This is a genomic window from Vibrio sp. Y29_XK_CS5 (assembly GCF_024181835.1).
Taxonomy (GTDB): domain Bacteria; phylum Pseudomonadota; class Gammaproteobacteria; order Enterobacterales; family Vibrionaceae; genus Vibrio; species Vibrio harveyi.
Genome location: NZ_JAMZAM010000001.1, coordinates 1,628,801 through 1,653,415 on the forward strand (window position 1 = coordinate 1,628,801; position 24,615 = coordinate 1,653,415).

The following is a 24,615-nucleotide window of genomic DNA, read 5'->3' on the forward strand; positions in this document are numbered from 1 at the left end:
CCAGACAGATAGCATTCCCACTTTTATCAATATTCTGTATAATGCGCGCCTTATTTTTGATGCTTGCTGAAAAACTAAGCCAGTCAATAGAGTGCGTGAATCCAATCACACATTTCTTGAAGAAAAACAGAGCAAACAATAAGCAGCTTGGTTGTTTCTTAACTTTGTTACACAATCAGCGCTATACAAAAAAGCAAGTGAACGTTCTTTAAAATCGACAATTGAACTGAGGTTATCTATGAATCTTTCCGCTAAAACCGTTGTGGTTATTGCAATCGGTGCTGCATTGTACGGCATCGGTGGTCTGCCAATGTTCGGTATTCCAGTATTTGCAAACACGACGCTAAAACCAGCAATGGCGGTATTAGCATTGTTCTCAGTACTATTCGGTCCTCTTGTGGGCTTCTTGGTTGGCTTTATTGGCCACTGGGTCACTGACCTGTTCGCAGGTTGGGGGGTATGGCTTACTTGGGTACTTGGTTCAGGTATTGTCGGTTTAATTATCGGTCTTTTCCCTTCTCTGACGCGCAACCGCTTGGAGAAAGGTGATTTCAATATGAAAGACTTTGTGTTGTTCGTGGTACTTGCTCTATTGGGTAACGTATTTGGTTACGGTTGCTCAGCCTTCCTAGACACCATCTTGTACGCAGAACCGTTCACTAAGGTATTTACTCAGCTATCTATCATTGCAGCTGGTAACACCATTCTTATTGCTATTGTGGGCTTCTTCATTCTTAAGTCTGTCGCAAAACGTAACAAGCAAAGCCGCAACTTAACAGAGGCTTAATGTCGAATGACAATCGAATTTTCTAACTTCTCTTTTAGATATGAGTCGCTGGACAAACCGACGCTAAAAAATATCAATCTAAGGATAGAGAAAGGAGAGAAAATCGTCATTATCGGTCCAAGTGGTAGTGGTAAATCTACCCTTGGCCAATGTCTTAACGGACTAATCCCACACGCAATCAAAGGGGAGAACAGTGGCAAACTGACCATCAATGGTCAAGACACAACCCCTTTTGACATGCACCAATACACCGAGCAAGTTGGCACCGTTTTACAAGATACAGATAGCCAATTTGTTGGGTTAAGCATCGGCGAAGACATCGCGTTTGCACTAGAAAACCAGCTCACTTCTAACATCGACATGTACCCGTTAGTCAAAGCAACGGCGAAAATGGTCGACCTAGAACAAATGCTAAACCGCTCCCCTCATGATCTATCTGGTGGTCAGAAGCAGCGTGTTTCTTTAGCTGGTATTTTGGTGGACGATGTCGATATCCTACTGTTTGACGAGCCTCTAGCGGCACTCGACCCGAAAACCGGTAAAAAGACCATTGAAATCATCGATGACTTGCACCGTGAAACAGGGAAAACCATCATCATTATCGAGCATCGTCTTGAGGATGTGCTGCACCGTTCTGTCGATCGCGTTATTTTGATGGAAAGTGGTGAGATCATCGCCGATACAACACCTGATGCAATTTTGGCGTCCCCATTGCTGGAAGAATATGGCATTCGTGAACCTCTGTATCTTTCTGCATTGAAAGAAGCGGGCTGCGCGATTGAAGGTGACGCGAAACCATCAAGCCTAGATACGTTGCCACTGGCTCAGTACCAAGCAGCTGTCGACTCTTGGTTTAACACTTCACAAGAGACTTCAATAGCCGCCCCACTCGACTCACTGCTAGAAGTGCGTAACTTAACCTATTCTTATGACGGCGAGAAAAATGCCCTCGAAAACGTCAGCTTTGATGTTAAACGTGGCGAGTTCGTTTCTGTTTTGGGAAAAAATGGTTCTGGTAAATCGACGATAACAAAGTTGGTGATGGGCGTTATCGAAGCTGATCAAGGCTCGATGTCGCTAAATGGTCAAGACCTTAGTGAACTCTCCATCTTCGAACGCAGCCAAAAGGTTGGCGTAGTCATGCAAAACCCAAATCATATGATTTCACATCACATGATTTTTGATGAAGTGGCATTTGGTCTGCGCAACCGTGGTGTTGAAGAGAAACAAGTCGAAGTGAAAGTACTCGAAGTCTTAGAGTTATGTGGTCTCAGTAAATACCGTCATTGGCCAATTGAAGCTCTTAGCTACGGTCAGAAAAAACGCGTAACCATTGCATCTATTTTGGTGCTAGAACCTGAGCTATTGATTCTTGATGAGCCTACTGCTGGTCAAGATTACCGCAACTACACATCGATGCTGAGCTTTATCGAGAAACTCAACAGAGAACTCGGCATCACCGTGATGATAATCTCTCATGACATGCATTTAGTCTTGGAGTACACCACTCGTTCCATCGTGATTGCCGACAGCAAACTCATTGCTGACGCGCCGATGACGGCGGTTTTCAGCGCCCCTGCACTGTTAGATCAAGCAAACTTAACGACCACCAGTTTGTATGAACTCGCAACCAAGTTGAATATTGAGAATACGAACGGCTTTATGCAGCACTTTATCGATGTAGAGAAAGCGAGGCGTGCAAACAAAACCGAAGCTGAGATTACCGTTCAAGCAAGAGAAAACGTTGAGAAAGTAGTGGCATGAAAGACAACAAAATGAAGTTTGGTATCAACTATATTGATACACAGTCGCCACTGCACAAGCTGAATGGCATCACTAAGTTCTTGATGTTTATCGCTTGGGTGACAGTAGTGCTGACGACATTCGATTTACGCATCATCGCGTTATTGATCATTGTCGGTCTTGCCCTGCTCAAAATGACTAAGGTGCCATTCCACGTATACAAGCCATTGTTAATTGGTACAGGTAGTGTATTGCTTATCAACGCATTGTTTATGTTTGCATTAGCCCCACAACAAGGCACTGAGTACATGGGGTCAACGACCGTTTTATTCTCATTGCCAGGTAACTACTCCCTGACTCAGGAAACCTTGTTTTACCTTGTAACGGTAACGCTGAAATACTTCAGTATGTTCCCTATCGCTTTGGTGTTTGTGTTTACGACACATCCTACTGAGTTTGCGGCAAGTTTGAACCGTTTGGGAGTGCCTTACAAAATCGCTTATGCCGTCAGTTTGACCTTACGATACTTACCTGAGGTGAAGAAAGACTTTGTAAATATCATGCATGCACAACAAGCTCGTGGCGTAGAACTTAGTAAGAAAGCACCGTTGTTTGCTCGAATGAAGAATGTCGCCAAGATTCTGGGGCCGTTGATTTTCTCTAGCCTAGATCGCGCAGACCAAATCTCCAATGCAATGACATTACGTGGTTTTGGTCGTCACTCATCTCGCACTTGGTATAGCTTAAAACCGCTAACTAAAGCAGACATGCTGTGTATGGCGGGCATCGCTGTTATTGTTGCGGCAGCAATCGCTAAACGAGTATTAGACGCTCAACTGTTCTGGTATCCGCTGTAATACCGCAACACTAACAATAAAAAATGGGATGCCGCAGCATCCCATTCTTGTATCTAACATCTCATTTATTGAGAAGTGAGCACTAACTCAGTTCCATCTCAACACGCGTGTTTCATTGCCCTCTTGCGGCTTGGCTGGGATGTTCAACGAAAGCAACAGGCTCACCGCCGCCATGCCTGCGCCTATATAAAATACGCTTGATGGCGATACCAACCAAATCACCCCGAAAGTAACTGGGATGACGACAGCTGCAATGTGGTTAATCGTAAACGCCACGCCGGCAGTTGAAGCCATATCGGCAGGATCGGCAATCTTTTGAAAATACGTTTTGATCGCCAATGCTAACGCGAAGAACAGATGATCAATAACGTAAAGCGCAGCTGCCCATTCCGCTGTTTGAACCAAACCATAGCCAACAAAAACAAAAATCAAACCAACGTATTCGAACATCAAAGCCTTACGCTCACCAACAGCGCCGATAAAACGTCCAATACGTTTAGCAAACAAAAAGTTAAAGACGTAGTTAATAAGGAAAAGTAACGTAATGTCCGCAGCCGAATAACCGAACTTCTCTACCATCAAAAAGCCAGCAAATACGGTGAAAATTTGGCGACGCGCCCCGCTCATAAAAGTCAGAGCGTAATACAACCAGTAACGCTTACGTAAAACCAGCTTCTTATTTTGTGGTACTTCGGTTTTAAACTCAGGGAAAGCAAACGCCATCACGATAATCAAGACAAAACCAATCCCCCCAGCAAGTAGGTAAACGGTTTTGAAATCGAACTTAAGTTGCTCTAACAACACCCAAATCGCACCGTAAGTAAAGAGTGAAGCCAACGCACCAACCGAGATGAATTTACCCAGCATCTCTGGCGCCTCTTCTTTAGAGAGCCACTGCAGCGACAAAGATTGCTTTAACGTTTCAAAGTAGTGGAAGCCCGTCGACATCAACAGGGTAGTAAAAAGAAGTCCAAATAAAGATGGGAAGTAACCTGTTATTGCCGTCCCTAACGTCAGCATTGCCAACGACACCAACATAAAGCGCTGCTCACGAATAAACAGCAATACAAATACGACGGTAAAGGCTAGAAAGCCAGGGATTTCTCGCACGCTCTGTAGTAACCCGATATCTGCGCCATCAAAGTTAGCTTTTTCAATGACAAAGTTATTTAACAGCGCCATCCAAGTCGAGAAGGCGATAGGAACGATAATAGAAATCAGCAGAAGAAAGTTTTGTGGTGTTCTCCAGCTTTTCGGTGACGTGCTCATGATGTGTCCTTAGAATATGAAGCCGCCATCATACCGCCAAATGTAACAAATTCGCAATATCATTATTATTTCCTCGTTAGCTTGGCTTTCTTTTTTATTTCATCATGTTAGCTTAAGAAGCAGATTCATCTCCTCGTTTATCAAACGATTTTATGTGACTATTTTTAAAGTATATTTTACAAAATTATTCCGTATTTCTAGACACCAACATTGAACCGCAACATCGTGATGAAGAGATAGGTGATGAGATAAAGGAAAGATACGTGCTTCTTGTTACACACCGGCAGGGTTATACTGTGCCAATCAACGTTCATTTTGACGTAAGTCTCTGCAATTCCTAATTTGATATGATGAAAAAACAAGTTTTGTTCCTTTGCACAGGTAACTCCGCGCGCTCGCAACTTGCCGAGGCAATTTTCAATCACATGGCGGAGGAGTTGTTTCATGCGGACAGCGCAGGTCTTCATCCTAATGAGGTCGATGAAAGAGTATTTGAGGTATTACAAAGCCATGGAATGAGTGGCAAAGGTTTACGCTCAAAAGATTACGCAGAAGTCGAAGACAATCACTACGACTTCGTTATCACACTGTGCGATAACGCAAAAGACGAATGTGTCATCTTCGAACAAGATATCGACCAACTGCACTGGAATCTTACCGACCCAAAACCGCTTGATGGTATTCAACCATTCCAGAATACGGCAAAAGAGTTGGTCGAACGTATTAGCTTGTTTTTGTTGTTAAATAGCGAAGAAAACACCAGTCATGTGGACCCAAGCAGTTTCTTCAAACTGATGAGCGATCCCTTGCGTCTGAAAATTTTGATGTTGCTGGAAGATGAGCAAGATCTGACGGTGACTGATCTTAAAAACGCACTAAATGAGAGCCAACCAAAGGTATCTCGCCACTTGGCATTACTGCGTGATACCACGTTTTTAAAAGACACACGCCATGGGCTTTGGATTCATTATCGTCTCTCACCATCGCTACCAATGTGGATTAAGCATCTGTTGCAAACGGTGCGTGTCGGTAATCCTGGTATCATCAATATTGAAAAAACACGTCTGAAATCACTCCAGAATCCAGAGTGATTTCACTTCTTTTAGTGGTCCACCTTTCCTAGCGTCAGCTTAACTGGACCACTAATCAATGTTCTTCACCTTGAGTCGGTTTTGGAATTCAAACACTTTTTCAGGGCACACATCTAAGCATCGACCGCAGCTCATACAAGTTTGATCCATGACTCGTCGGTCACCTTCTTTGAGGGGTTGGCGCAGAATATCTGGTTCAGGACATACATAAAAACAGTCCATGCATTTGGTACAATCTTCTCGACGAACAGCCGTCACTCGCAACAAACTCTTACTACCAATTACGCCATACATTGCTCCCAGAGGGCACAAGTGACCACACCAACCATGCTCAACCAAGAGTAAATCCAGCACAAACACAAGTAGTATCAATACCCATCCAGCACCCATGCCAAAGACTAAGCCTCGATGAAGGGCGGCGACGGGGTCCAACCATGTCCAAAGTACAGAACCTGATATCGCACTGCCAAGCATTAGAGCAGGGATCAACCAATAACGGATGTTCGGCGACCAACGGTAGCTCGCTTTAAGGTTAAGCTTTCTGCGCAACCACGCCGCAAAGTCTGTGACAATGTTCAAAGGGCACACCCAAGCACAAAACGCTCTCGGGGCAAGAATCGCGTAAAAAACTAAGACAATCACAACCCCTAGCAGAGCATTAAACTCTGGGATATGACCTGTCGCCAGCGATTGGAGAACAATCAGAGGATCGCTTAACGGCACTGTATTAAGCAACATACTCGAAGATAAGTTACCTTGCAGAATGCCCCATGTGGGACCGGCCATAAACAGAGCAATGATCGTCAATTGGCACAATCGGCGAACAATAAGAAAACGATGCGCTTGCCACCAGCCAAGCTTCTCGACAGCTTCTTTGCCAGCATCTTGCGCTAAATTCTTGGCCATCACTGACCTCCTTTAAGCGACTCTAGAGCACCACTAGGCACAGGTGTTTCTTCAGGCAATACGTTTTCTAGCGGCTTGTCGATTTCTTGCCAGCCAAAATTGTAGTGACTACCAACTTTGCCCTTGGCTAAATCTGTTGGAACAACTTTAATCGCCGCAACATCTAGCACACATGCTTGCTCACACTTACCACAACCAGTGCACACATCAGAATTAACCGTTGGAATCAATTTAGCGTGATAACCCGTTCGATCATTTCGGATGTTTTCTAGCGTTATCGCTTCATCAATCAGCGGGCATACGCGGTAACAAACATCACAGCGTAAACCTTGCCAGTTGAGGCAGGTTTCATGGTCAATAAGCACAGCCGTTCCCATTCTTGCATCGTCAATGTCCGTTAAATCATGGTCTAAAGCCCCGCTTGGGCAAGCGACGACGCAAGGGATGTCTTCGCACATTTCGCATGGAATATCACGCGCAGTGAAGTAAGGAGAACCTGTTGCGACAGGAGACAGTAAACTAGCAAGCTTTAACGTGTCGTAAGGGCATGCTTGAACGCACAAGCCGCAACGGATGCAAGCCGATTCAAATTCACCTTCAGGTAACGCGCCAGGAGGTCGAATCGGTACGCCTTTAGTTTCTCGCGCTTGGCTTTGCATTGACTGCAAGCCAAGAACACAAGCCGCAGCACCAACACCAGCCGCAGTGCGTGCGGTGTCACGCAGGAATCGTCGCCGACTTTGCGAGACTTTTGATTGAGAGGATTTCATTATTATATTCCTCAACTACGCTCTAATTGCTCTTAAATAAGTTAAGCATAAATAGCGTTAAAAAGGCGGTCTCCCCATACCCCATAAGAGGTAACTCCAACCTGTCTTGATTAAAATCAACTCGTTGCAGATACCCAGTTCACATTTTGGTGAAATGGCTTTATTTCGATCAATATACCCAAGCAACTTCAAGATGCTGGACTCAGAGCGTTGTCATTGATTCGAGGTCAAGGAAAACAACTTGGAACGGCGAGCTCTTTCCAAGTTGTTTGAAGCAGAGATCGAGTCAATGCCCCCTCCCTAAGGGCACTCTTTGCAAATAGTAAGGGCCTTGGCTTATATACTTTGTTGTTGATTCTTGATTTAGACCCACTAGACCTTTAAATCGCCGCCGCATCTACAAACCAAGTCATTCTCGCGGAACCAAGCATCTCAAGGTTACTTGGGTATGCAACTTCACCATTATTCCCCATAAAGGTGAAGTTCTTTAGTATAAAAATTCAACACAAAATCACTCTCATTGGTGTTTTCAATGATAATTCACTATAAAAAGTTGAAATAAGCACTCGATAACCCACTAAATTAAAAGCGGTTTAGCCTATAAAGTTCAAAAAATGCTATTCAAAACAGAATTCTCTCGTTAGATTGAAGTTAATTCCAAAAAACTACAAAGGAGAGAAGCATGGAAATTATCGTTCGTCCAACCACTGTTGAAGACGCTGCTGCGCTAGTCGAAATTTATTCACAACCAAAAGCACAACGTGAAACCCTGCAACTCCCTAAGCCATCTGTCGCTATGTGGGTCGAACGGTTATCGAAAATACCAGCAGGTGTGTATAGCTATGTCGCAGAGATCGATGGCAAAGTAGTCGGAAATATAGGCTTTCATCACTCACAGCGTCCAAGAACATCACATACCGCATCATTTGGTATTGGTGTTCATGATAAGTACCACGGTTTAGGGGTTGGCAGCGCATTGATCAGCACGGTCACCGAGTTGGCGGATAATTGGTTGAATGTAAGACGCATACATATTGAAGTAAACTCAGACAATGAGGCAGCCATTGGCTTGTACAAAAAACATGGCTTCGAGATAGAAGGCGAGTTTGTCGATGCATCTTTTCGTGATGGTGAGTTTATAAATACTTACAGTATGGCTCGCATCAAAAAACCGAAAAACTAACCAACACTAACGATAAACCTCCCAAAGCACCAATACCCAAGTAACCTAAAGGTGCTTGGGTATAACGCAGCAATTTCCTGGGAGTTTTTATTTACTGGTGAGAACCTAAATCGAGCTCATCGAGGGCGCGTTTGGTGAGTGATTCCGTATAGGGATTAATTTTCCAGTGCTCTGGACTCCATCCTTTCACAAATCGTTGAAAATCAGCCCAAGCAAGTGCGAACAATGGTCGCCATTCTTGCTCGACGACGTTGTTATCAAGGTCGGGCTGGTAGTGATTCAGCGCATTCGTTAACGCAGAAAAATAGTTATCTAACACCCAAGACTCCATCTCAGTACACTGACTCGGCTCGATTGCACTGCTCATAAACAACGCAACATCTTTCATCGCACAGCCATGCCCCACGTACTGGAAGTCTACCGCTGCCGCCGCTGAGCCTTGTTCGTTAAAACAAAAGTTTGCCAGCTTGGCATCACCATGCACTAAGGTTTGAAACCGAGCCTGACGCAACGTTTGGTCAATGCTCTCCGCGCGTTGCTTGAGCCTATTATCTTGTAACGCAACCAATTCATCCGGTCGCGTTTGCAAATGCCAGTAGGTTCCGGTTTGCCAAAGTTCATCATGGCGCCCCCCAATATGGCGCGCATGAAAGTTGGCTAACCACGTCAAGCAAGCTTTTAACTGACCTTTGGTCGCGTCTTTGACGACGTTTGGATAACCCGCCAGAGCCAGATCTTCCATCACAATCAACCACTCTGTTTCATTCTGAAAGCACTTCAATCCTTGTGGAATTCGACAACGTTCATCAACAGGTTGGCTGAAGTGCTGATACCAACTCACTTCAACTTGATAAGAATGCAGTTTACGTTGATGCGAGCGGTCTGTATTCCACCCTCTCGGATGTTGTGACGGTCTTGGTAATTTGACGTGTTTTACGATAACGGAACGGTCTGGAAAAGTCAGTCGAACTAACTCCCCATAACCGCCCCATAAAGATTGAATCACATCGATGTGCTCTAAAGTGCCAAGCGCTAGCTCGTCACCGATGTTCTGATAAAGCGGATTATTCATTGGCTCCATTATGCGAGTAAATGTGCCCATTCAGGGTGCGTTGCCATGTATTTAATCACGTATGGGCAAACGGGTACAATGCGATAACCTTGCGCTTCGATCTCTGGTAAAACAGCTTCCATCATCACTTTGCCATACCCCTTCCCTCTTACTTCTTCAGGAATAAGCGTTGAAATGATATGCATCTCTTGCCCATCGAGCTTATAAACCACTTTCGCTTTGTGGTTTTCCTCCAAATCGACCCAAAAAATTTGGCTTGTTGTGTCTTGTGTCACTTTCTGCATTATCCGTGCCCCACTTTTCACTTGTGCTTTATTGAAACTCGCTATGCGACTGCATAGAATGATATCCACGCAATAGTCTAGTAATTTAGTATTACCATAACATAGCGCGAAACGTCTTCTCACATTAGGTACGACAATAATAATGAGAAATATGATGACGAGTGCAAGGGACAATCGTTCGTCTCAGCCAAGCAAAAATGCACCTGAACGTCAGGCAACAACATTAAACAGCACTGATGCAATGGCAATGGTGGAGCACGGTAGTGAAGTGACATTGAATGTTACGACGCCCGTGGGGACTAAGTTCATCACCACCAGCACCTTTATGGGCTGTCATTCCAACAATACCGCGCTAATTGAGATCCCAAATATCTCCGATGACGATTTAAAGTTTTATTTTCAAGAGGGATTTTGGATTAACGTGAAAGCTTATTCACACCGTGGTGAAGGCGCTGTTATTCCTTTTCGAGCACAACTTCAACATCGCCTTGGAGACCCATATCCACTCTTAGTTTTAGGCTTGCCAAATACCATGCAGGTCTACCAATTGAGAAAAGAAGTGCGATATGAAGTGAACTTACGCTCTCGACTCCAGTTTGAACAATTCCGTGCAGAGTGCGAAATTCGAGATCTATCAAAAAGCGGTTGTCGCTTTGTAACTTCACCGATGAGCCGAACACTTCAAGTTGGTGATCTTGTCACGTTGGATATCGCGATGCCCGGGAATGGGCGTATGCTCGCACCACTCAAAGGGCGAATCTGCAACTTACAGAAATCCACACATTATGCGCGATATGGCATGGAGTTTGATGACTTCGGCAAAGCAAATGCAAAGAACCTATTGAGCCATCTTAAATTTGATGGCACGAAACTGAAGCTGAAGGGATAACCCTCCTCAGCACCCAAAACAAAAAGGCACCGATAGTCGGTGCCTTTTGCTTTTCTGCTCAAATTACAATTTGAAGAAGCTTAATTGCTCTTTTTGCTTTTCCGCCAATTTAGACAGCTCGCTGCTTGCACTTGCACTTTGGCTAATACCAGCAACGTTCTGGTTGACCAGTTCAGACATATTGACCACATTACGGTTGATATCTTGAGTCACCTGAGATTGTTGTTCTGCCGCCGTTGCAACTTGTGTATTTGAGTCGTTGATGTCTGCAACAGACTCTGTAATTCCCACCAACGCTTGGTTCGCTTGATGAGCCAACTCGTTGTTGCGAGACAACATATCTAAGCTCACTTGCATGCTGTCATTCGCCAAACCCGATTGCGCTTGCAGTTCTTCAATGATGGATTGGATCTCTTGTGTTGATTTCTGAGTGCGAGCAGCCAGCATACGAACCTCATCCGCTACGACCGCAAAACCACGTCCGGATTCACCTGCACGAGCGGCTTCAATCGCAGCATTCAGCGCTAACAAATTCGTTTGTTCTGATACACCGCGAATCACCTCAACCACGTTGCTGATTTGCTCAGACTGAGTTTGAAGACGCTGAACCACCTGAGCTGCGTCGTTCAGTGCTTCTGACATCTGTTCACTAGCGTGTGCACTCTCTTTGAAAATGGACAAGCCCGACTTCGCCAAGCCATCAGCTTCACGTGCCGTGGAGTCTGCTGCTGTTGCATTACTGCTTACATTGTCTGCGGTACTTGCCAATTCATTGACTGCCGACGCGACTTGTTCAATCTCGATCAACTCTTGTTGCGCGTTAGCTTCTGCTTGAGTCATCACAGCAGCCAGTTCGGTTGACGCCGAAGCAACCTCTTCACTGATACGCATCAATTGATCTACGGTGCTACGCAATTGTTCTGCGGTTAGGTTTACATCTTGGCTTAGTTTCGCCATTTCGTTTTCACCATCCGCTTCCGCACGCACGTTCAGATTACCCTGGGCAAGCTGACGCATCACACCTTGTAGATTGATGATTGGTGTCACTATCTTGCCAGACAGTAACCATGCACCGATAAGCGTTAGGGCAAACACTGACAGAACCGTGAACGTCGCATTGTCTTGTACACGTAGGTTTTGACGTTCACTTTCTGCCATGCTTTCTGCAGCAACTTCATTAACACGCTTAGACAACGCATTCATTACTGTCACCATGTCGTTACCTGCACGGCGGTATTGAGTGATCATCTCCTCACGCTGATCTGCGCTGAGTAAACCTTGATCGTATTTTGTCACAGCATCAATCACTCGATGAGCTTGCTCGATATATGCGCTTACTTTCTCACGCACATCGTTAGTTTGCGAATGGTAAGCAGGGTTCGCACCAATTTGACTTACCTTATTGTCTATCTCTTTTGCGATGTTGTTGAGCTCATTGATGTAATTTGTGCGACGCTCAGGGATGTACATGGCGTAAATGCCGTTGATTCGAAGGGGATAAACCAAGTTGTCGATTTCTGACAATAGGTCTTTGTACAGAATGACAGACTCACTATTCTCCGTACTGCGTTTTAACTCTACTTGTAGCTCATTACGTGTGAACCACAGAGCAATAACCACTGCTAACGCCGTTGCCAAAACTGGCAAAAGTACCTGCATTCTGACTGACAGGTTTTTTAATAATTTCTGCATTTCCGAACCAATAAAAAAATAAAAGACGTGGGGGCACGTCAAGTTTTGTAAAATGGGCGGGAATGTTATAGATATCAGTAACTTTCAGCCAACAAATTATGTTTATCGTATTGATAAGCAAGCTCAATAAAATGCTGGAATTATGGATAAAAAAATCCCCAAGCCTTCGCTTAGGGATTCTCGTAATATCAATTGGCGCGGATTGCTTATAGTTTAAAGAAGCTCAATTGCTCTTTCTGTTTCTCGGCAAGGTGAGAAAGCTCTGTACTTGCGCTCGCGCTTTGGCTGATGCCTGCTACGTTTTGGTTTACCAGTTCAGACATGTTAACCACGTTACGGTTGATGTCTTGAGTTACTTGAGATTGCTCTTCTGCGGCAGTCGCCACTTGCGTGTTTGAATCGTTAATGTTTGCAACAGACTCTGTAATGCCAATCAACGCATCGTTCGCTTGTTGTGTCAGCTCGTTATTGCGGTTAAGCATTTCTAGGCTCACCTGCATGCTGTCGTTTGCAAGACCAGACTGCGCTTGAAGCTCTTCAATAATTGATGAGATTTCTTGCGTTGAGTCTTGAGTGCGCGCTGCCAGCATACGAACTTCGTCTGCTACGACAGCAAAACCACGACCAGATTCACCAGCACGTGCAGCTTCGATCGCTGCGTTCAGTGCGAGAAGGTTAGTTTGCTCAGATACGCCACGAATCACTTCAATCACATCGTTGATTTGAACAGACTGCTCTTTTAGGCGCAATACCACTTGTGCTGCATCGTTCAGTGCTTGAGACATCTGCTCGCTTGCTTGAGCGCTCTCTTGGAAGATCGACAAGCCAGACTGTGCTAGACCATCAGCTTCACGCGCAGTCGCATCTGCAGATGTCGCGTTATCACTCACATTGTTTGCTGTGCTTGCTAGCTCGTTAACCGCTGATGCAACTTGCTCGATTTCAGCCAATTCTTGTTGAGCATTCGCTTCAGCTTGCGTCATTACCGCTGCAAGTTCTGTTGAAGCAGACGCCACTTCTTCACTGATGCGCATCAATTGATCAACCGTATCGTGAAGCTGTTTCGCTGTTTGGTTTACGTCTTTGCTTAGCTGAGAAATTTCGTTGTCGCCATCAATGTCTGCACGCACTGACAGGTCACCACCTGCTAGCTTACGCATCACTTCTTGCAGTTTTTGGATTGGCGTAACAATCATGCCAGATAGGAACCAAGCACCCAGCAAAGAGAACGCAAATACCGCAATCACAGAGATCATTGCATTGTTTTGTACGCGAGTATGCTCACGAGCGCTTGCTGCAGTTGCCTCAGTCGCAATCTCATTCACACGTTGTGATAGTGCGTTGATGGTTGCCACCATTTCGTTACCAACACGGCGGTAACCTGAGATGAAGTTTGTGTATTCGCTATCAGAAACCAGACCACGATCATGACGGTTGAAGAACTCTACAGCACGTGTTGAGTAATCAATGTATGCATCGATGCTTTGACGTACTTTTTGCGCTTCTTTACTGAACGTGCCGCGCTCATCAACAAGATCAAGATCGATATCAATCGCTTTCGCGCCTGACTTTAGATCAGCAAGGAATGCATCACGACGAGAAGCATCGTAGATCGCGTAAACCGCGCTTATGCGCAATGGGTAAACTTGGTCATCGATTTTCGCTAATGTGTCTTTATAGAACACAAGAGAATCGGAGTTAGAAGCAACCAATTCTTGCTCTGCTTCTAGGTTGTTTTGAGTGATCCACAATGTAATAAACAGAGTGATCGCGGTGAATAAAACTGGAACCAAAACTTGCGTACGTACCGACAAGTTTTTCAGTGATAGCTGCATGAGTAACCTCAGGTATTTGAGTGTTGGCTTCCTTGCGATGGGATTATTCCCAGACGAATAAACAAGGAGGCAAATACTAGAGGTAGATCACACTTTTGTCCAGAACGAAAAGCCATCAATTTCATAACTTTATCGACAATATCCCGTCAAGTGCGACGGGATATTGTCGTTATGACAAGTTATGAAAATTTGTACGCTTTTCTATCAATTTTTATGTTAATAAGCGCCTATTTTCTCAACGCATTAAGCTTAGCTTGTGCCAAACCAAAAATAGTATCGATTGGGTATGTGCCTTCATCTGTTGCTTCGCCCGCCGCTTTGCCAGTGAACAGCTCAACAGCCTCAGTAACATGGTCGATTGCCCAGATATGAAAGTCCCCTTTCTCTACCGCTTTAACAATGTCAGAACGAAGCATCAGGTTATGTACGTTTGAGCGCGGAATAATCACCCCTTGTCCATCGTGACGACCTTTAATTTCGCACACATCGTAGAAACCTTCGATCTTCTCATTTACCCCACCGATAGGCTGTGCTTCACCAAATTGGTTCATCGAACCTGTGATAGCAATGTCCTGACGGTTTGGCTGCTTCGAGAATGCCGATACTACCGCACAGAACTCCGCCATACTCGCACTGTCACCGTCAACGCCACCATATGATTGCTCGAAAGTAATCGTGGTTGTTAGTGGAACACGTGCCGTCTTACCAAATACAGACGATAGATAAGCCGACAGAATCATCACACCTTTCGAGTGAATGCTGCCGCCAAGATCAACGCTTCGCTCGATATCAATCACGTCGCCATCACCGTAACAAGTGGTCGCTGTAATTCGGTTAGGTGCACCGAACATGTGATCGCTGGTGCTCAGCACTGACAATGCATTTACCTGCCCTACCGCAGAACCTTCGGTATGGATCAAAGTCGTGCCGTTGACAAAGGTTTCCATCACGCTGTCTTGCAAACGACTCACTCGCATTTCCTGATTACTCAGCGCCTCTTCTACGTGCCCGATACGAATCATATTGGAGTTCGCTTGGCGAGCCACGTAGTTAGACTCACGTAATAGGTTTGCAATGTTGGCAGAGTGCAGTGAAATCTTCGTCTGGTCACCAGACAAACGAGAGCTGTATTCAATGATGCGTGCGATGGCTTTCTTATCGCAATGCAGCATATTATTGTCGTTCACCACGCTTGAAATAAAGCGTGCATATTGTAGTTCTGAATCCGGTGTACGCTTCATCTCATCTTCGAAATCAGCCGTAACACGGAATAGTTCACCAAATTCTGGATCGTAGTGTTGTAGCAATTGGTAAGTGCGGTAATCACCAAACAAGATGATCTTGATATCCAATGGAATCGGTTCAGGATCGAGCGAAACCGCCCCCGTCAACGTCACCTCTTTCTCTAGCGAAGTGAAGCTCAATTGGCGAGAACGCAATGCGCGCTTCAACCCATCCCACACATAAGGTTGCTCAAGCACCTTTTGTGCATCCATCAGCAGCACACCACCGTTCGCTTTGTGTAAGCTACCAGCTCGAATCAAAGAAAAGTCCGTGAACACGGTACCTTTGAACGTCGCCGTTTCAATTGAGCCAAACAGTGAGTGATAGTTTGGGTTTTCTTCCACCACAATAGGGAATTCACAATCTTTACGACTCACCAACACGTTTACTTTGTAGCGGCGTGGGAGCTTCTTATCTAAAGATGCTGTTGCAATCTCACCTTGCTCTCCGCTCTGCTCCAAGAAGATCTCTGCATTTTCAACAATGTCTTTTTGCAGATCGGTCAGGTACGTTTTGATTTCTGGGTACTCTGCATAATCCAATTTCAATTGCTTAATGAAATGGGTGATCACATCCAGAGTCACGTCATCGTTGAGCTTTTTGATCTTCTCACTGAACGTGTCTTCCCACTCGGTCAACTCGCGAACCATGTTGCGCAGGCTGATTTCCAATTCATCAATGCTGCTGCCGAAATACTCTTGTTCTTTCTTACTTAGCTCATCAAAAGATTCTTCGGTGTGCAGATCTTCACCGTTCATCGCCACAAATTGGTAATCGCCTTGTGCCGTAATCGTTAGACTAATGCCCTTCTCTTTGGCTTCTTTACTGATACTGTCTAACTCTGATTGCTGCTTATTCGCCAATTGGTTTTTTAGGCGATCGGCACGGCTATAGTACATCTCGTTATCGAAGGCGAGTGGCAATGCGTTAAGCAATTTGCCCATCAGCTTTTCAATATCCACTTTCAGCTTATTACCAATGCCACAAGGCAGCTTAAGCACTTTCGGTATACGCGTATCTTCAAAGTTCGCAACGTAACACCAATCAAACAGTGCCGCAGCATCATGTTGATGACGGTTTAAATAGCGCAGGATCATCGTGCGCTTACCTAGACCATTCTGACCTATGGCGTAGATGTTGTACCCTTTCTCCTTGATTGACATAGCAAACTCAACCGCTTTTTGTGCGCGCTCTTGTCCAACAATTTCGTCAATCGGAGGTAATTCCTTGGTCGACTTACATGGCATATTCTCTAACTCAGCTACAGAATACAGCTGTTTAGCTTCCAATCTTTGTACTGCCATACTTGCCTCCTTTTCTTATTGTCTTTACCTCAGTGTAGAGATTATTTGTTTAAATTTAAGTGATTTATCTTCCACCCCGGTTCGTTTGCACATTTTACGAGCAGCTGTTCTAAGTTTAAAATGCTAATAAGTCGCACTTGCAATTGATAATTAATTTCATTTAATATCTATCCAAATCGAATTTTGTGGAGACGAAGATGAATATTGAGCAATGCTGGATGCGCTACTTGAAAGCAGAGCAATTGATGGAGCAAGGTCACTGGCCTGAAGCCCATCGTCTGTACGAAGATGTGCTCAACCATTTGCCAAATCACATTCACTCCGCTCTTGAAAATGAACAAACTAAGCCATGCCAGTTCGTATGTTTAGTGAGTGGTTTACGCGATGCCAGCGTGGCGCAATCTGAAATCCTAAACAAACTAGGAATGCAGCAAGAAGCGTTCTCGGCTCTTAATCAATCTTATGCGCTACTCCAGTTTTTACAGCTAGAAAGCCACGATTTAATTGGTCGAGTGAGCCAGATGCTCAGCAAACACAGTGAAGATTTGTTGGCTCATATGGCAGCGTTTTGCTCTGCTCAGAGAAATGCAGAGTGGATGATAGAACTCGATCATGTCACTCGTGCTCATGAGCAGTTCTTGTATTTACAAACCATGAGTTCTGCAGAAACCGGAGCGACTCAGCTATATAATTGATCGTTCAAGATAATTGATCATTTGAGCGATAAGGCATAGGAATTTGCCACGGCAAGGCGACAGCATAAAAGTAATAACAACTCGATACACAAGGAAACGTGATGTCCACACAAACCATTCTTTCGGTGAGTAACCTATCTGTCAGTTTTACGACAAACGATGGTATCGTCGATGCAGTAAAGAAGGTGAGCTTTGATCTCAAAGCTGGTGAAACACTGTCTATCGTAGGCGAATCCGGCTCAGGAAAATCAGTATCAACCAATGCGTTGATGAAACTACTACCAGACAATGCCATTTTGCACTCAAATTCTTCTATCTTCTTCGAAGGCGAATCCATACTAGATAAAACCGAACGTCAGATGCAGAGCATCCGCGGCGATCGTATTGGCATGATCTTCCAAGAGCCGATGACTTCACTCAACCCTTACATGCGCGTTGGTATTCAAGTGGCAGAAGCCATTATGTGTCATCGTCCTGTAAGTAAAAAACAAGCCAAAGCAAAAGTACTTGAACTGTTCGATTTGGTGCATCTACCAAATCCTCAACAAGCTTATGATAAGTACCCGCACGAATTTTCAGGCGGCCAGTTGCAACGCATCATGATTGCCATGGCATTGATCAACGAACCAGATATCCTGATTGCTGATGAGCCAACCACTGCGCTCGATGTCACCGTCCAAGCAGAAGTGCTTTATCTGATTAAAGAGATTCAAGCCAAGATGGGCATGGCGATCCTATTTATCACTCATGACTTAGGCGTTGTGAAGCACTTTGCAGACCGAGTATTAGTCATGTGTAAAGGTGAAGTCGTCGAAGAGGGCATCACTGAAGCGCTCTTCTCAGACCCGCAACATGATTACACTAAGATGTTGATTAATTCGATTCCAAAAGGCAGCAAAGACCCAATTGAAGAAGATGCGACTGAACTGCTAAAAGCCGATGACATCCGCGTTAAGTTTCTTGTTAAACCTCACTTCATTGCGAGTAAAAATGAATACTTTGAAGCCGTGAAAGGCATCTCCTTAGCGTTAAAACAAGGAGAGACCCTAGGTATCGTTGGCGAGTCTGGCTCCGGCAAATCAACCCTTGGTCGTGCATTGATTGGCTTACTGCCGTCAACGGGTAAAATTCAGTTCAAAGGGCAAGACCTAGCGCTTCTGACGGACAAAGAACGCTTTGCGCTGAAGAAAGACGTGCAGATGGTTTTCCAAGACCCATACGGTTCGCTTTCGCCTCGTATGACCGTTGGCGAAATCATTACTGAAGGACTAACCGTTCATCAACCTCAAATGAGCAAAGCGGAACGAATGCAAAAGGCGCGTGATGTGCTGCGTGAAGTGCGTCTAGATCCAGCATCTATTAACCGTTACCCACACGAGTTTTCTGGCGGTCAGCGTCAACGTATTGCGATTGCGCGCGCGTTGATTCTTGAGCCTTCTTTCATTTTGCTTGATGAGCCAACCTCAGCTCTCGACCGCTCTGTTCAGTTAACCGTCATTGATTTGCTAAAAGATCTGCAGAAAAAGCACAATATTGGTTACCTCTTTATCAGCCATGACCTTTCTGTCGTTAAAGCACTCTCTGACCGTGTATTGGTCATGCAAAAGGGTGAGGTAATGGAGCAAGGGACTGCGGAAGAGATCTTCCATAACCCGAAAAGTGATTACACTAGAAAGCTGATTGATGCCTCATTTGATCTTGAAAACAATGAAAATCAACATGATGCTGCTTAGATTAGTCACAGTTTCATATTCATACACTAGGATTAAAGTATGGTGAGATTTTCGCCATAACTACGAAAATGGTATAGCTGCCATTCGGTTTGGCCGCCGAGACTGGTTGGTTCAAAGTTAGGCTTAGTCACCCTAACTATCAAATTGAGTTCCCCCAACCATGAAAAATGCCGCGAATGATTTCGCGGCATTTTTTATTGTGTTTCAGATGGTATCTCGCACCTGACTGGCTGCTAGCCTCTGACGCCAAGGAAAACAACTTAGCGTCAGGTCGTTAGCCTTTAAATATCGAGTGCTGTAATGCCCATGTTATGTAACGCAAACGCGTAAACATCCGTGGTCAGATCGATTTGTTTACTCAAAGGCATACCCGCGCCATGTCCTGCGTTAACATCAATACGAATCAATACTGGATTGTCTCCCTGATGCTTGTCTTGCAACTCTGCGATGAATTTGTATGAGTGTGCAGGTACCACACGGTCATCGTGGTCTGCGGTCGTGACAAGCGTCGCAGGGTACGACTCGCCCTCTTTCACGTTGTGTACGGGTGAATAACCGAGTAGATACTTGAACATAGCCTCAGTTTGCTCTGACGTGCCGTAGTCGTACTTCCAGCCTTCACCAGACGTAAAGGTGTGGTAGCGAAGCATATCCAATACACCAACCGCAGGAATCGCGACTTTAAACAGCTCTGGACGTTGAGTCATACACGCACCAACTAACAAGCCGCCATTTGAGCCCCCACGAATCGCAAGACGCTCTGAACTGGTGTAGTTCTTCTCAATCAAATATTCCGCTGCGGCAATAAAGTCATCAAACACATTTTGCTTTTGTTGTTGAGTACCTGCATTGTGCCAAGCTTTGCCATACTCACCGCCACCACGCATGTTTGCCACCGCGTAGATGCCGCCCAGTTCTAGCCAGTTCGCAACATTTCCCGAGAACATCGGCGTCAAACTGATATTAAAACCACCGTAGCCATACAGCATGGTTGGTGCGCCACCATCGAGTTTGGTGCCTTTTTTGTAAGAGATGATCATCGGTACTTGCGTGCCATCTTTCGAGGTATAGAACACTTGTTGAGATTCGTATTCTTGACGGTCAAACGGCGCTTTTGATTCTTGGTAAAGCGCTGAACCACCACTTTCTACATCAAAAGAGAAGATGGTTGGAGGGGTCACGTAGTTAGTAAAAGTATAATAAAGCGTCTTGTCTTCTGCTTTGCCTTGTAAGCCATATACGGTGCCTTGATCGGGTAGAGTGACTTCGCGTACCAACTCCCCCTGATAAGTAAACTGCTGAACCTTGGAGAGAACATCAACCATGTAAGTGGCAAACAAATAACCACCACCTTTGCTGATATCCAGTGGTTGTTCCTGCTCGGCTATGATCTCTGTCCATTGTTGAGATTGAGTGTTGTAGCCAACCACCTTGCCGTTTGGCGCATCCAAATTGGTGTAAAAGATCAATGTGTCATCTTGGTTATCGATAAGATAAGTGTCACCTTCGACAGTATCTTGAAGCGTACTCACTGCTTGCTCTTCTGAAGTAAGATCGACATAAAACAGTCTGTTTCCTGATGTCGATTCCGCACCAGTGATAATCAAGAAACGATCATCTTTGGTTGTCACTCCCCCTACATAACGGTGCTTTTGTGACTCCAATGCACCAAAGATCACTTTGTCTTCAGATTGTGATGTGCCTAGCTCATGGTAGTAAAGCTTGTGCTGCTCAGTGCGCGCTGAAAGCTCACTGCCTTTTGGTTTGTCATAACTTGCATAATAAAAGCCTTTGTTGCCAAGCCAAGAAATCGTAGTGAACTTAGCATCTACGATTTCAGGCTCAAGTTGCTCTTTCGTTTCGACGTCAATGACAAAGATCTTACGCCAATCACTACCACCCTCAGAAATTGAATAGGCGACAAGAGTGTCGTCATTAGAGAACTTCACTTCCCCAAGCGATGTCGTTCCTTCCTCTGAAAACGTGTTTGGATCGAGAAAGATTTCCGCTTCTTCACCCTCTTTACGGCGGTATAAAACGCTCTGGTTCTGCAAACCGTCATTTTTATAGAAGTAGGTATAGTCGCCATGAACAAAAGGTTGAGAATACTTTTCATAGTTCTGACTGTTCGCCACTAGTTCACGAATTTGCTGACGGAAAGGAATCTGACCTAAGTAATCGAAGGTGATTGAGTTTTGTCCTGAAACCCACTCTGCGGTTTCTTGGCTCAAATCGTCTTCCAGCCAACGATATGGGTCTGCGATGTCGTGACCAAAATAAGTGTCGACGACAGAATCTTTACGAGTTTTTGGGTAATGCATAACGTCCGTGTTACTCCATTTGAAGTTAAGTGTTTAGTTTTATTATTTTATTGAGATTTATTCTCAATACCTACCTTAGGGTTCAGGTACAGAATTTCAACCAATAGATTGAAACATTTCTTATATTTATGAACCGACTAAAAGTAATGTGAGATAGTGAGATATCGCTCTCGAATGTGTTCTATTAAAAGCTTCACTTTGTTAGGCGGTTGACGAGTAAAAGGGTAAACCGCGTAGATACCTAGCTTTTTACCAACCAATTCTGGGAAGATATCCACCAACTCCCCACTACGAATGTCATGATAAACCAAGCAACGCGGTACGTAGGCAATGCCGTGCCCACCCAAAGCTGCTTTTCGTAATGCGGTAGCGTTATCTGTCGAGAAACATCCAGAGACTCTAACGATGTAATCGCCATCTTTGCCTTTGAACTGCCAATCCGTTGCCCCCGTGGTTTGATAGGCGTATTGCAAGCAGTTGTGTGTCGTTAAATCGATCGGTTCGATCGGTTTACCATGTTTAGCAATGTAAGAAGGAGAAGCACATACTACCCATTGAGAGTCCAGAATATGCCTCGCAATCAGACTGGAATCTTCCAAGTAGCCGGTACGAATTACCAAGTCAAAACCACCAGCAACCAAGTCGACAAAGCGGTTATCAAGCGACATATCCACTGTTAAACCAGGATGCATATTACAAAACTCTGCAACTGCATCCGCTAGAATCAAATCACCGGAGATAGTCGGCACCGACATTTTAATATGACCACTGACATTCTCACCAAAGCCTGAAACTGCATCCATAGCCTCCTGAGTGGCTTGCTTCACATTTTTAGCACTATGTAACAAAACCTTTCCCGCTTCGGTCAGGGTCAATTTACGCGTTGTTCGATATAATAGCTGAGCGCCAATTTCTTCTTCCAATCGAGCAATTCTTTTACTAACTACCGAATTTGTAAGGTTATTTTCTTCAGCCACCTTACTAAAGCTGCCCATTTCTACTACCTGAGAGAATAGGATTAGGTCGTCTGCACGCATCGATTATGTCACTTTTGGAATAAATTAATTTCATTATTTCCCTATATCTATAAAAAATAAAGGGGTAAATTCACGCCAAATTAACAAAACCATTACAACAAAAATCATCTCTACAGCATAAAGCCGTTCGAGAAGTCAGCGTACGAGGATGTACCAATGAGTGAAACCCTACTTGCCCTTGTGGCGTTTTCGCCAATTGTTGTCGCCGCCATATTATTGGTTGGTCTCAACTGGCCTGCTAAAAAAGCTATGCCTGTTGCGTTCGGTCTAACCGTCGCTATCGCCCTAATGTTTTGGGATATGTCAGCTACTCGCGTACTGGCCTCTGTATTCCAAGGGTTAGGAATTACTGTCTCTGTTCTATGGATCGTGTTCGGTGCCATCTTCTTGCTCAACACTTTAAAACATACCGGAGCGATCACGACTATCCGCAATGGATTTACTGATATTTCGGCAGACCGTCGAGTGCAAGCCATCATCATCGCTTGGTGTTTTGGTTCATTCATTGAGGGTGCATCGGGGTTCGGTACACCTGCAGCTATCGCAGCACCACTATTGGTTGCGATTGGTTTCCCTGCTCTTGCAGCGGTCTTGATGGGCATGATGATCCAATCAACACCAGTATCATTTGGCGCGGTTGGTACACCAATCATCGTGGGTGTGAATAAAGGTCTAGATACACACAACATTGGTGAAGCACTTGTCGCACACGGTTCAACGTGGGATGCCTACCTGCAACAAATCACCGCAAGTGTGGCAATGATTCACGCGACCGTTGGCACGCTAATTCCTGTACTAATGGCAATGATGCTGACTCGCTTCTTCGGTAAAAACAAGAGCTGGAGCGAAGGTCTAGACATTCTGCCATTTGCACTATTTGCTGGTGTTGCTTTCACCGTTCCTTACGCACTTACAGGCGTGTTCTTGGGTGCAGAGTTCCCATCACTCATTGGTGGTCTAGTGGGTCTAGCCATTGTGGTTACCGCGGCGAAGAAAGGCTTCCTTGTTCCAAAAACAAAATGGGATTTCGAAAGCGAAGATAAATGGCCAGCAGAATGGCTCGGCTCTCTAAAGATCAATCTGGATGACAACCCAGGCAAACCAATGAGTCTGACCAAAGCATGGGCTCCATACGTACTACTAGCGATTATCCTCGTAGCAAGCCGTGTGAGCCCTGAGTTCAAAGGTCTACTTAAGAGCGTAAGCCTTTCGTTTGGTAATATTCTTGGCGAGACAGGCATCAGCACAGCGATTCAACCTCTATACCTTCCTGGTGGCATCCTAGTCTTCGTAGCATTGCTTGCGGTTCTTCTACAAGGTGGTGGTGCGAAATCATTGGGTAAAGCGTTTGGCGAATCGAGTAAGACGTTAATTGGTGCAGGTTTTGTTCTTGTGTTCACCATTCCTATGGTTCGCATCTTCATTAACTCAGGTGTCAACGGTGCAGATCTCGCAAGTATGCCAGTAACCACGGCAAACTTCGCAGCAGACCTAGTTGGCTCAGCATTCCCGGCGTTGAGTGCTACCGTTGGTGCCCTTGGTGCATTCATCGCCGGCTCTAACACAGTGTCGAACATGATGTTCAGCCAATTCCAGTTCGAAGTAGCACAGACACTGACCATCTCAAGTGCCATTGTCGTGGCTCTACAAGCGGTAGGCGCTGCTGCGGGTAACATGATTGCTATCCACAACGTGGTTGCTGCATCCGCAACCGTTGGCTTGTTAGGACGCGAAGGTGCAACGCTACGTAAGACGGTAATTCCAACGTTCTACTACCTCGTGGTAACTGGCATCATCGGTCTGATTCTAATTTACGGTTTCCAAATCACCGACGCTTTAATGAATTAATAATAAATGCAGGGC

At 45.0% G+C, this 24,615-nt stretch carries 19 protein-coding genes; 9 read left to right on the top strand and 10 right to left on the bottom strand.

All coding sequences use genetic code 11. The features are described 5' to 3' along the window. Window positions 1-238 precede the first annotated feature (238 nt). The 3 genes from NL647_RS07270 to NL647_RS07280 are packed head-to-tail and all read left to right on the top strand — an operon-like array spanning window position 239 to window position 3,387. A complete protein-coding gene (locus NL647_RS07270; protein WP_005452889.1) occupies window positions 239-787 on the top strand; it encodes an ECF-type riboflavin transporter substrate-binding protein in 549 nt (182 codons plus the stop codon). A gap of 6 nt (window positions 788-793) precedes the next feature. Further along, a complete protein-coding gene (locus NL647_RS07275; protein ID WP_253649910.1) occupies window positions 794-2,551 on the top strand; it encodes an ABC transporter ATP-binding protein in 1,758 nt (585 codons plus the stop codon). Further along, window positions 2,548-3,387, top strand: a complete 840-nt coding sequence (locus NL647_RS07280; protein ID WP_253649911.1) for an energy-coupling factor transporter transmembrane protein EcfT — start codon at window positions 2,548-2,550, stop codon at window positions 3,385-3,387. The genes NL647_RS07275 and NL647_RS07280 overlap by 4 nt, the downstream gene beginning before the upstream one ends. A gap of 87 nt (window positions 3,388-3,474) precedes the next feature. Here NL647_RS07280 and NL647_RS07285 read toward each other — a convergent pair whose 3' ends face one another. Next, window positions 3,475-4,656, bottom strand: a complete 1,182-nt coding sequence (locus NL647_RS07285) for an MFS transporter (RefSeq protein ID WP_009697882.1) — start codon at window positions 4,654-4,656, stop codon at window positions 3,475-3,477. Between the two features lie 347 nt (window positions 4,657-5,003). Between NL647_RS07285 and NL647_RS07290 the strand changes: the two genes are divergently transcribed. Beyond that, window positions 5,004-5,747 carry a metalloregulator ArsR/SmtB family transcription factor gene (locus tag NL647_RS07290; protein ID WP_253649912.1) on the top strand — a complete coding sequence of 248 codons (744 nt, stop codon included), beginning with the start codon at window positions 5,004-5,006 and terminating at the stop codon, window positions 5,745-5,747. Between the two features lie 51 nt (window positions 5,748-5,798). On the opposite strand, the gene napH is transcribed toward NL647_RS07290, so the two are convergent. Together napH and napG are read right to left on the bottom strand one after the other, a co-directional pair. Then, window positions 5,799-6,653, bottom strand: a complete 855-nt coding sequence (napH, locus tag NL647_RS07295) for a quinol dehydrogenase ferredoxin subunit NapH (RefSeq protein ID WP_045486394.1) — start codon at window positions 6,651-6,653, stop codon at window positions 5,799-5,801. Next, on the bottom strand, window positions 6,653-7,423 hold the full coding sequence (gene napG, locus NL647_RS07300; RefSeq protein ID WP_005452896.1) for a ferredoxin-type protein NapG: 771 nt from the start codon (window positions 7,421-7,423) through the stop codon (window positions 6,653-6,655). Before napG ends, napH begins: the two co-directional genes overlap by 1 nt. A 682-nt stretch (window positions 7,424-8,105) precedes the next feature. On the opposite strand from napG, the gene NL647_RS07305 reads away from it, so the two are divergent. Continuing rightward, window positions 8,106-8,606: a GNAT family N-acetyltransferase gene (locus NL647_RS07305; RefSeq protein WP_005452898.1), complete on the top strand. Its 501-nt coding sequence runs from the start codon at window positions 8,106-8,108 to the stop codon at window positions 8,604-8,606. 91 nt (window positions 8,607-8,697) lie between these two features. Here NL647_RS07305 and NL647_RS07310 read toward each other — a convergent pair whose 3' ends face one another. After that, window positions 8,698-9,687: a phosphotransferase gene (locus tag NL647_RS07310; protein ID WP_017818498.1), complete on the bottom strand. Its 990-nt coding sequence runs from the start codon at window positions 9,685-9,687 to the stop codon at window positions 8,698-8,700. Beyond that, window positions 9,687-9,962 carry a GNAT family N-acetyltransferase gene (locus tag NL647_RS07315; protein WP_009701951.1) on the bottom strand — a complete coding sequence of 92 codons (276 nt, stop codon included), beginning with the start codon at window positions 9,960-9,962 and terminating at the stop codon, window positions 9,687-9,689. The genes NL647_RS07310 and NL647_RS07315 overlap by 1 nt, the downstream gene beginning before the upstream one ends. Window positions 9,963-10,104: 142 nt before the next feature. Between NL647_RS07315 and NL647_RS07320 the strand changes: the two genes are divergently transcribed. Continuing rightward, the gene (locus tag NL647_RS07320; RefSeq protein WP_017189597.1) at window positions 10,105-10,851 is read left to right on the top strand and encodes a flagellar brake protein; all 747 of its coding nucleotides are present in this window, start codon (window positions 10,105-10,107) and stop codon (window positions 10,849-10,851) included. Between the two features lie 63 nt (window positions 10,852-10,914). Here NL647_RS07320 and NL647_RS07325 read toward each other — a convergent pair whose 3' ends face one another. The 3 genes from NL647_RS07325 to NL647_RS07335 all read right to left on the bottom strand — a co-directional run bounded on the left by NL647_RS07325 (window position 10,915) and on the right by NL647_RS07335 (window position 16,966). Beyond that, on the bottom strand, window positions 10,915-12,543 hold the full coding sequence (locus NL647_RS07325) for a methyl-accepting chemotaxis protein (protein ID WP_005452906.1): 1,629 nt from the start codon (window positions 12,541-12,543) through the stop codon (window positions 10,915-10,917). A gap of 206 nt (window positions 12,544-12,749) precedes the next feature. Beyond that, complete coding sequence (locus tag NL647_RS07330; protein WP_005452908.1) at window positions 12,750-14,378, bottom strand: methyl-accepting chemotaxis protein; 1,629 nt, start codon at window positions 14,376-14,378, stop codon at window positions 12,750-12,752. A 227-nt stretch (window positions 14,379-14,605) separates the two neighbouring features. Continuing rightward, a complete protein-coding gene (locus NL647_RS07335) occupies window positions 14,606-16,966 on the bottom strand; it encodes a Lon protease family protein (protein ID WP_005452910.1) in 2,361 nt (786 codons plus the stop codon). A 197-nt stretch (window positions 16,967-17,163) separates the two neighbouring features. On the opposite strand from NL647_RS07335, the gene NL647_RS07340 reads away from it, so the two are divergent. After that, window positions 17,164-17,661 carry a hypothetical protein gene (locus NL647_RS07340; protein ID WP_005452911.1) on the top strand — a complete coding sequence of 166 codons (498 nt, stop codon included), beginning with the start codon at window positions 17,164-17,166 and terminating at the stop codon, window positions 17,659-17,661. 101 nt (window positions 17,662-17,762) lie between these two features. Next, on the top strand, window positions 17,763-19,394 hold the full coding sequence (locus NL647_RS07345) for an ABC transporter ATP-binding protein (RefSeq protein WP_053052339.1): 1,632 nt from the start codon (window positions 17,763-17,765) through the stop codon (window positions 19,392-19,394). Between the two features lie 281 nt (window positions 19,395-19,675). On the opposite strand, the gene NL647_RS07350 is transcribed toward NL647_RS07345, so the two are convergent. Further along, complete coding sequence (locus NL647_RS07350) at window positions 19,676-21,715, bottom strand: prolyl oligopeptidase family protein (protein WP_253649913.1); 2,040 nt, start codon at window positions 21,713-21,715, stop codon at window positions 19,676-19,678. Window positions 21,716-21,852: 137 nt separating this feature from the next. After that, entirely contained in the window at window positions 21,853-22,752 is a 900-nt protein-coding gene (locus tag NL647_RS07355; RefSeq protein WP_005452914.1) for a LysR family transcriptional regulator, read from the bottom strand. Window positions 22,753-22,908: 156 nt separating this feature from the next. Between NL647_RS07355 and NL647_RS07360 the strand changes: the two genes are divergently transcribed. Then, window positions 22,909-24,600 carry an L-lactate permease gene (locus tag NL647_RS07360; protein WP_005452915.1) on the top strand — a complete coding sequence of 564 codons (1,692 nt, stop codon included), beginning with the start codon at window positions 22,909-22,911 and terminating at the stop codon, window positions 24,598-24,600. Window positions 24,601-24,615: the final 15 nt, after the last annotated feature.

Bases quoted from the DNA above. Each gene is read 5' to 3' on its own strand.
- NL647_RS07305 (WP_005452898.1), top strand. From the start codon at position 8,106: ATGGAAATTATCGTTCGTCCAACCACTGTTGAAGACGCTGCTGCGCTA.
- NL647_RS07310 (WP_017818498.1), bottom strand. From the start codon at position 9,687: ATGGAGCCAATGAATAATCCGCTTTATCAGAACATCGGTGACGAGCTA.
- NL647_RS07345 (WP_053052339.1), top strand. From the start codon at position 17,763: ATGTCCACACAAACCATTCTTTCGGTGAGTAACCTATCTGTCAGTTTT.
- NL647_RS07350 (WP_253649913.1), bottom strand. From the start codon at position 21,715: ATGCATTACCCAAAAACTCGTAAAGATTCTGTCGTCGACACTTATTTT.
- NL647_RS07285 (WP_009697882.1), bottom strand. From the start codon at position 4,656: ATGAGCACGTCACCGAAAAGCTGGAGAACACCACAAAACTTTCTTCTG.
- NL647_RS07320 (WP_017189597.1), top strand. From the start codon at position 10,105: ATGAGAAATATGATGACGAGTGCAAGGGACAATCGTTCGTCTCAGCCA.
- napG (WP_005452896.1), bottom strand. From the start codon at position 7,423: ATGAAATCCTCTCAATCAAAAGTCTCGCAAAGTCGGCGACGATTCCTG.
- NL647_RS07335 (WP_005452910.1), bottom strand. From the start codon at position 16,966: ATGGCAGTACAAAGATTGGAAGCTAAACAGCTGTATTCTGTAGCTGAG.
- NL647_RS07315 (WP_009701951.1), bottom strand. From the start codon at position 9,962: ATGCAGAAAGTGACACAAGACACAACAAGCCAAATTTTTTGGGTCGAT.
- NL647_RS07270 (WP_005452889.1), top strand. From the start codon at position 239: ATGAATCTTTCCGCTAAAACCGTTGTGGTTATTGCAATCGGTGCTGCA.
- NL647_RS07325 (WP_005452906.1), bottom strand. From the start codon at position 12,543: ATGCAGAAATTATTAAAAAACCTGTCAGTCAGAATGCAGGTACTTTTG.
- NL647_RS07330 (WP_005452908.1), bottom strand. From the start codon at position 14,378: ATGCAGCTATCACTGAAAAACTTGTCGGTACGTACGCAAGTTTTGGTT.
- napH (WP_045486394.1), bottom strand. From the start codon at position 6,653: ATGGCCAAGAATTTAGCGCAAGATGCTGGCAAAGAAGCTGTCGAGAAG.
- NL647_RS07275 (WP_253649910.1), top strand. From the start codon at position 794: ATGACAATCGAATTTTCTAACTTCTCTTTTAGATATGAGTCGCTGGAC.
- NL647_RS07360 (WP_005452915.1), top strand. From the start codon at position 22,909: ATGAGTGAAACCCTACTTGCCCTTGTGGCGTTTTCGCCAATTGTTGTC.
- NL647_RS07280 (WP_253649911.1), top strand. From the start codon at position 2,548: ATGAAAGACAACAAAATGAAGTTTGGTATCAACTATATTGATACACAG.
- NL647_RS07355 (WP_005452914.1), bottom strand. From the start codon at position 22,752: ATGCGTGCAGACGACCTAATCCTATTCTCTCAGGTAGTAGAAATGGGC.
- NL647_RS07290 (WP_253649912.1), top strand. From the start codon at position 5,004: ATGATGAAAAAACAAGTTTTGTTCCTTTGCACAGGTAACTCCGCGCGC.
- NL647_RS07340 (WP_005452911.1), top strand. From the start codon at position 17,164: ATGAATATTGAGCAATGCTGGATGCGCTACTTGAAAGCAGAGCAATTG.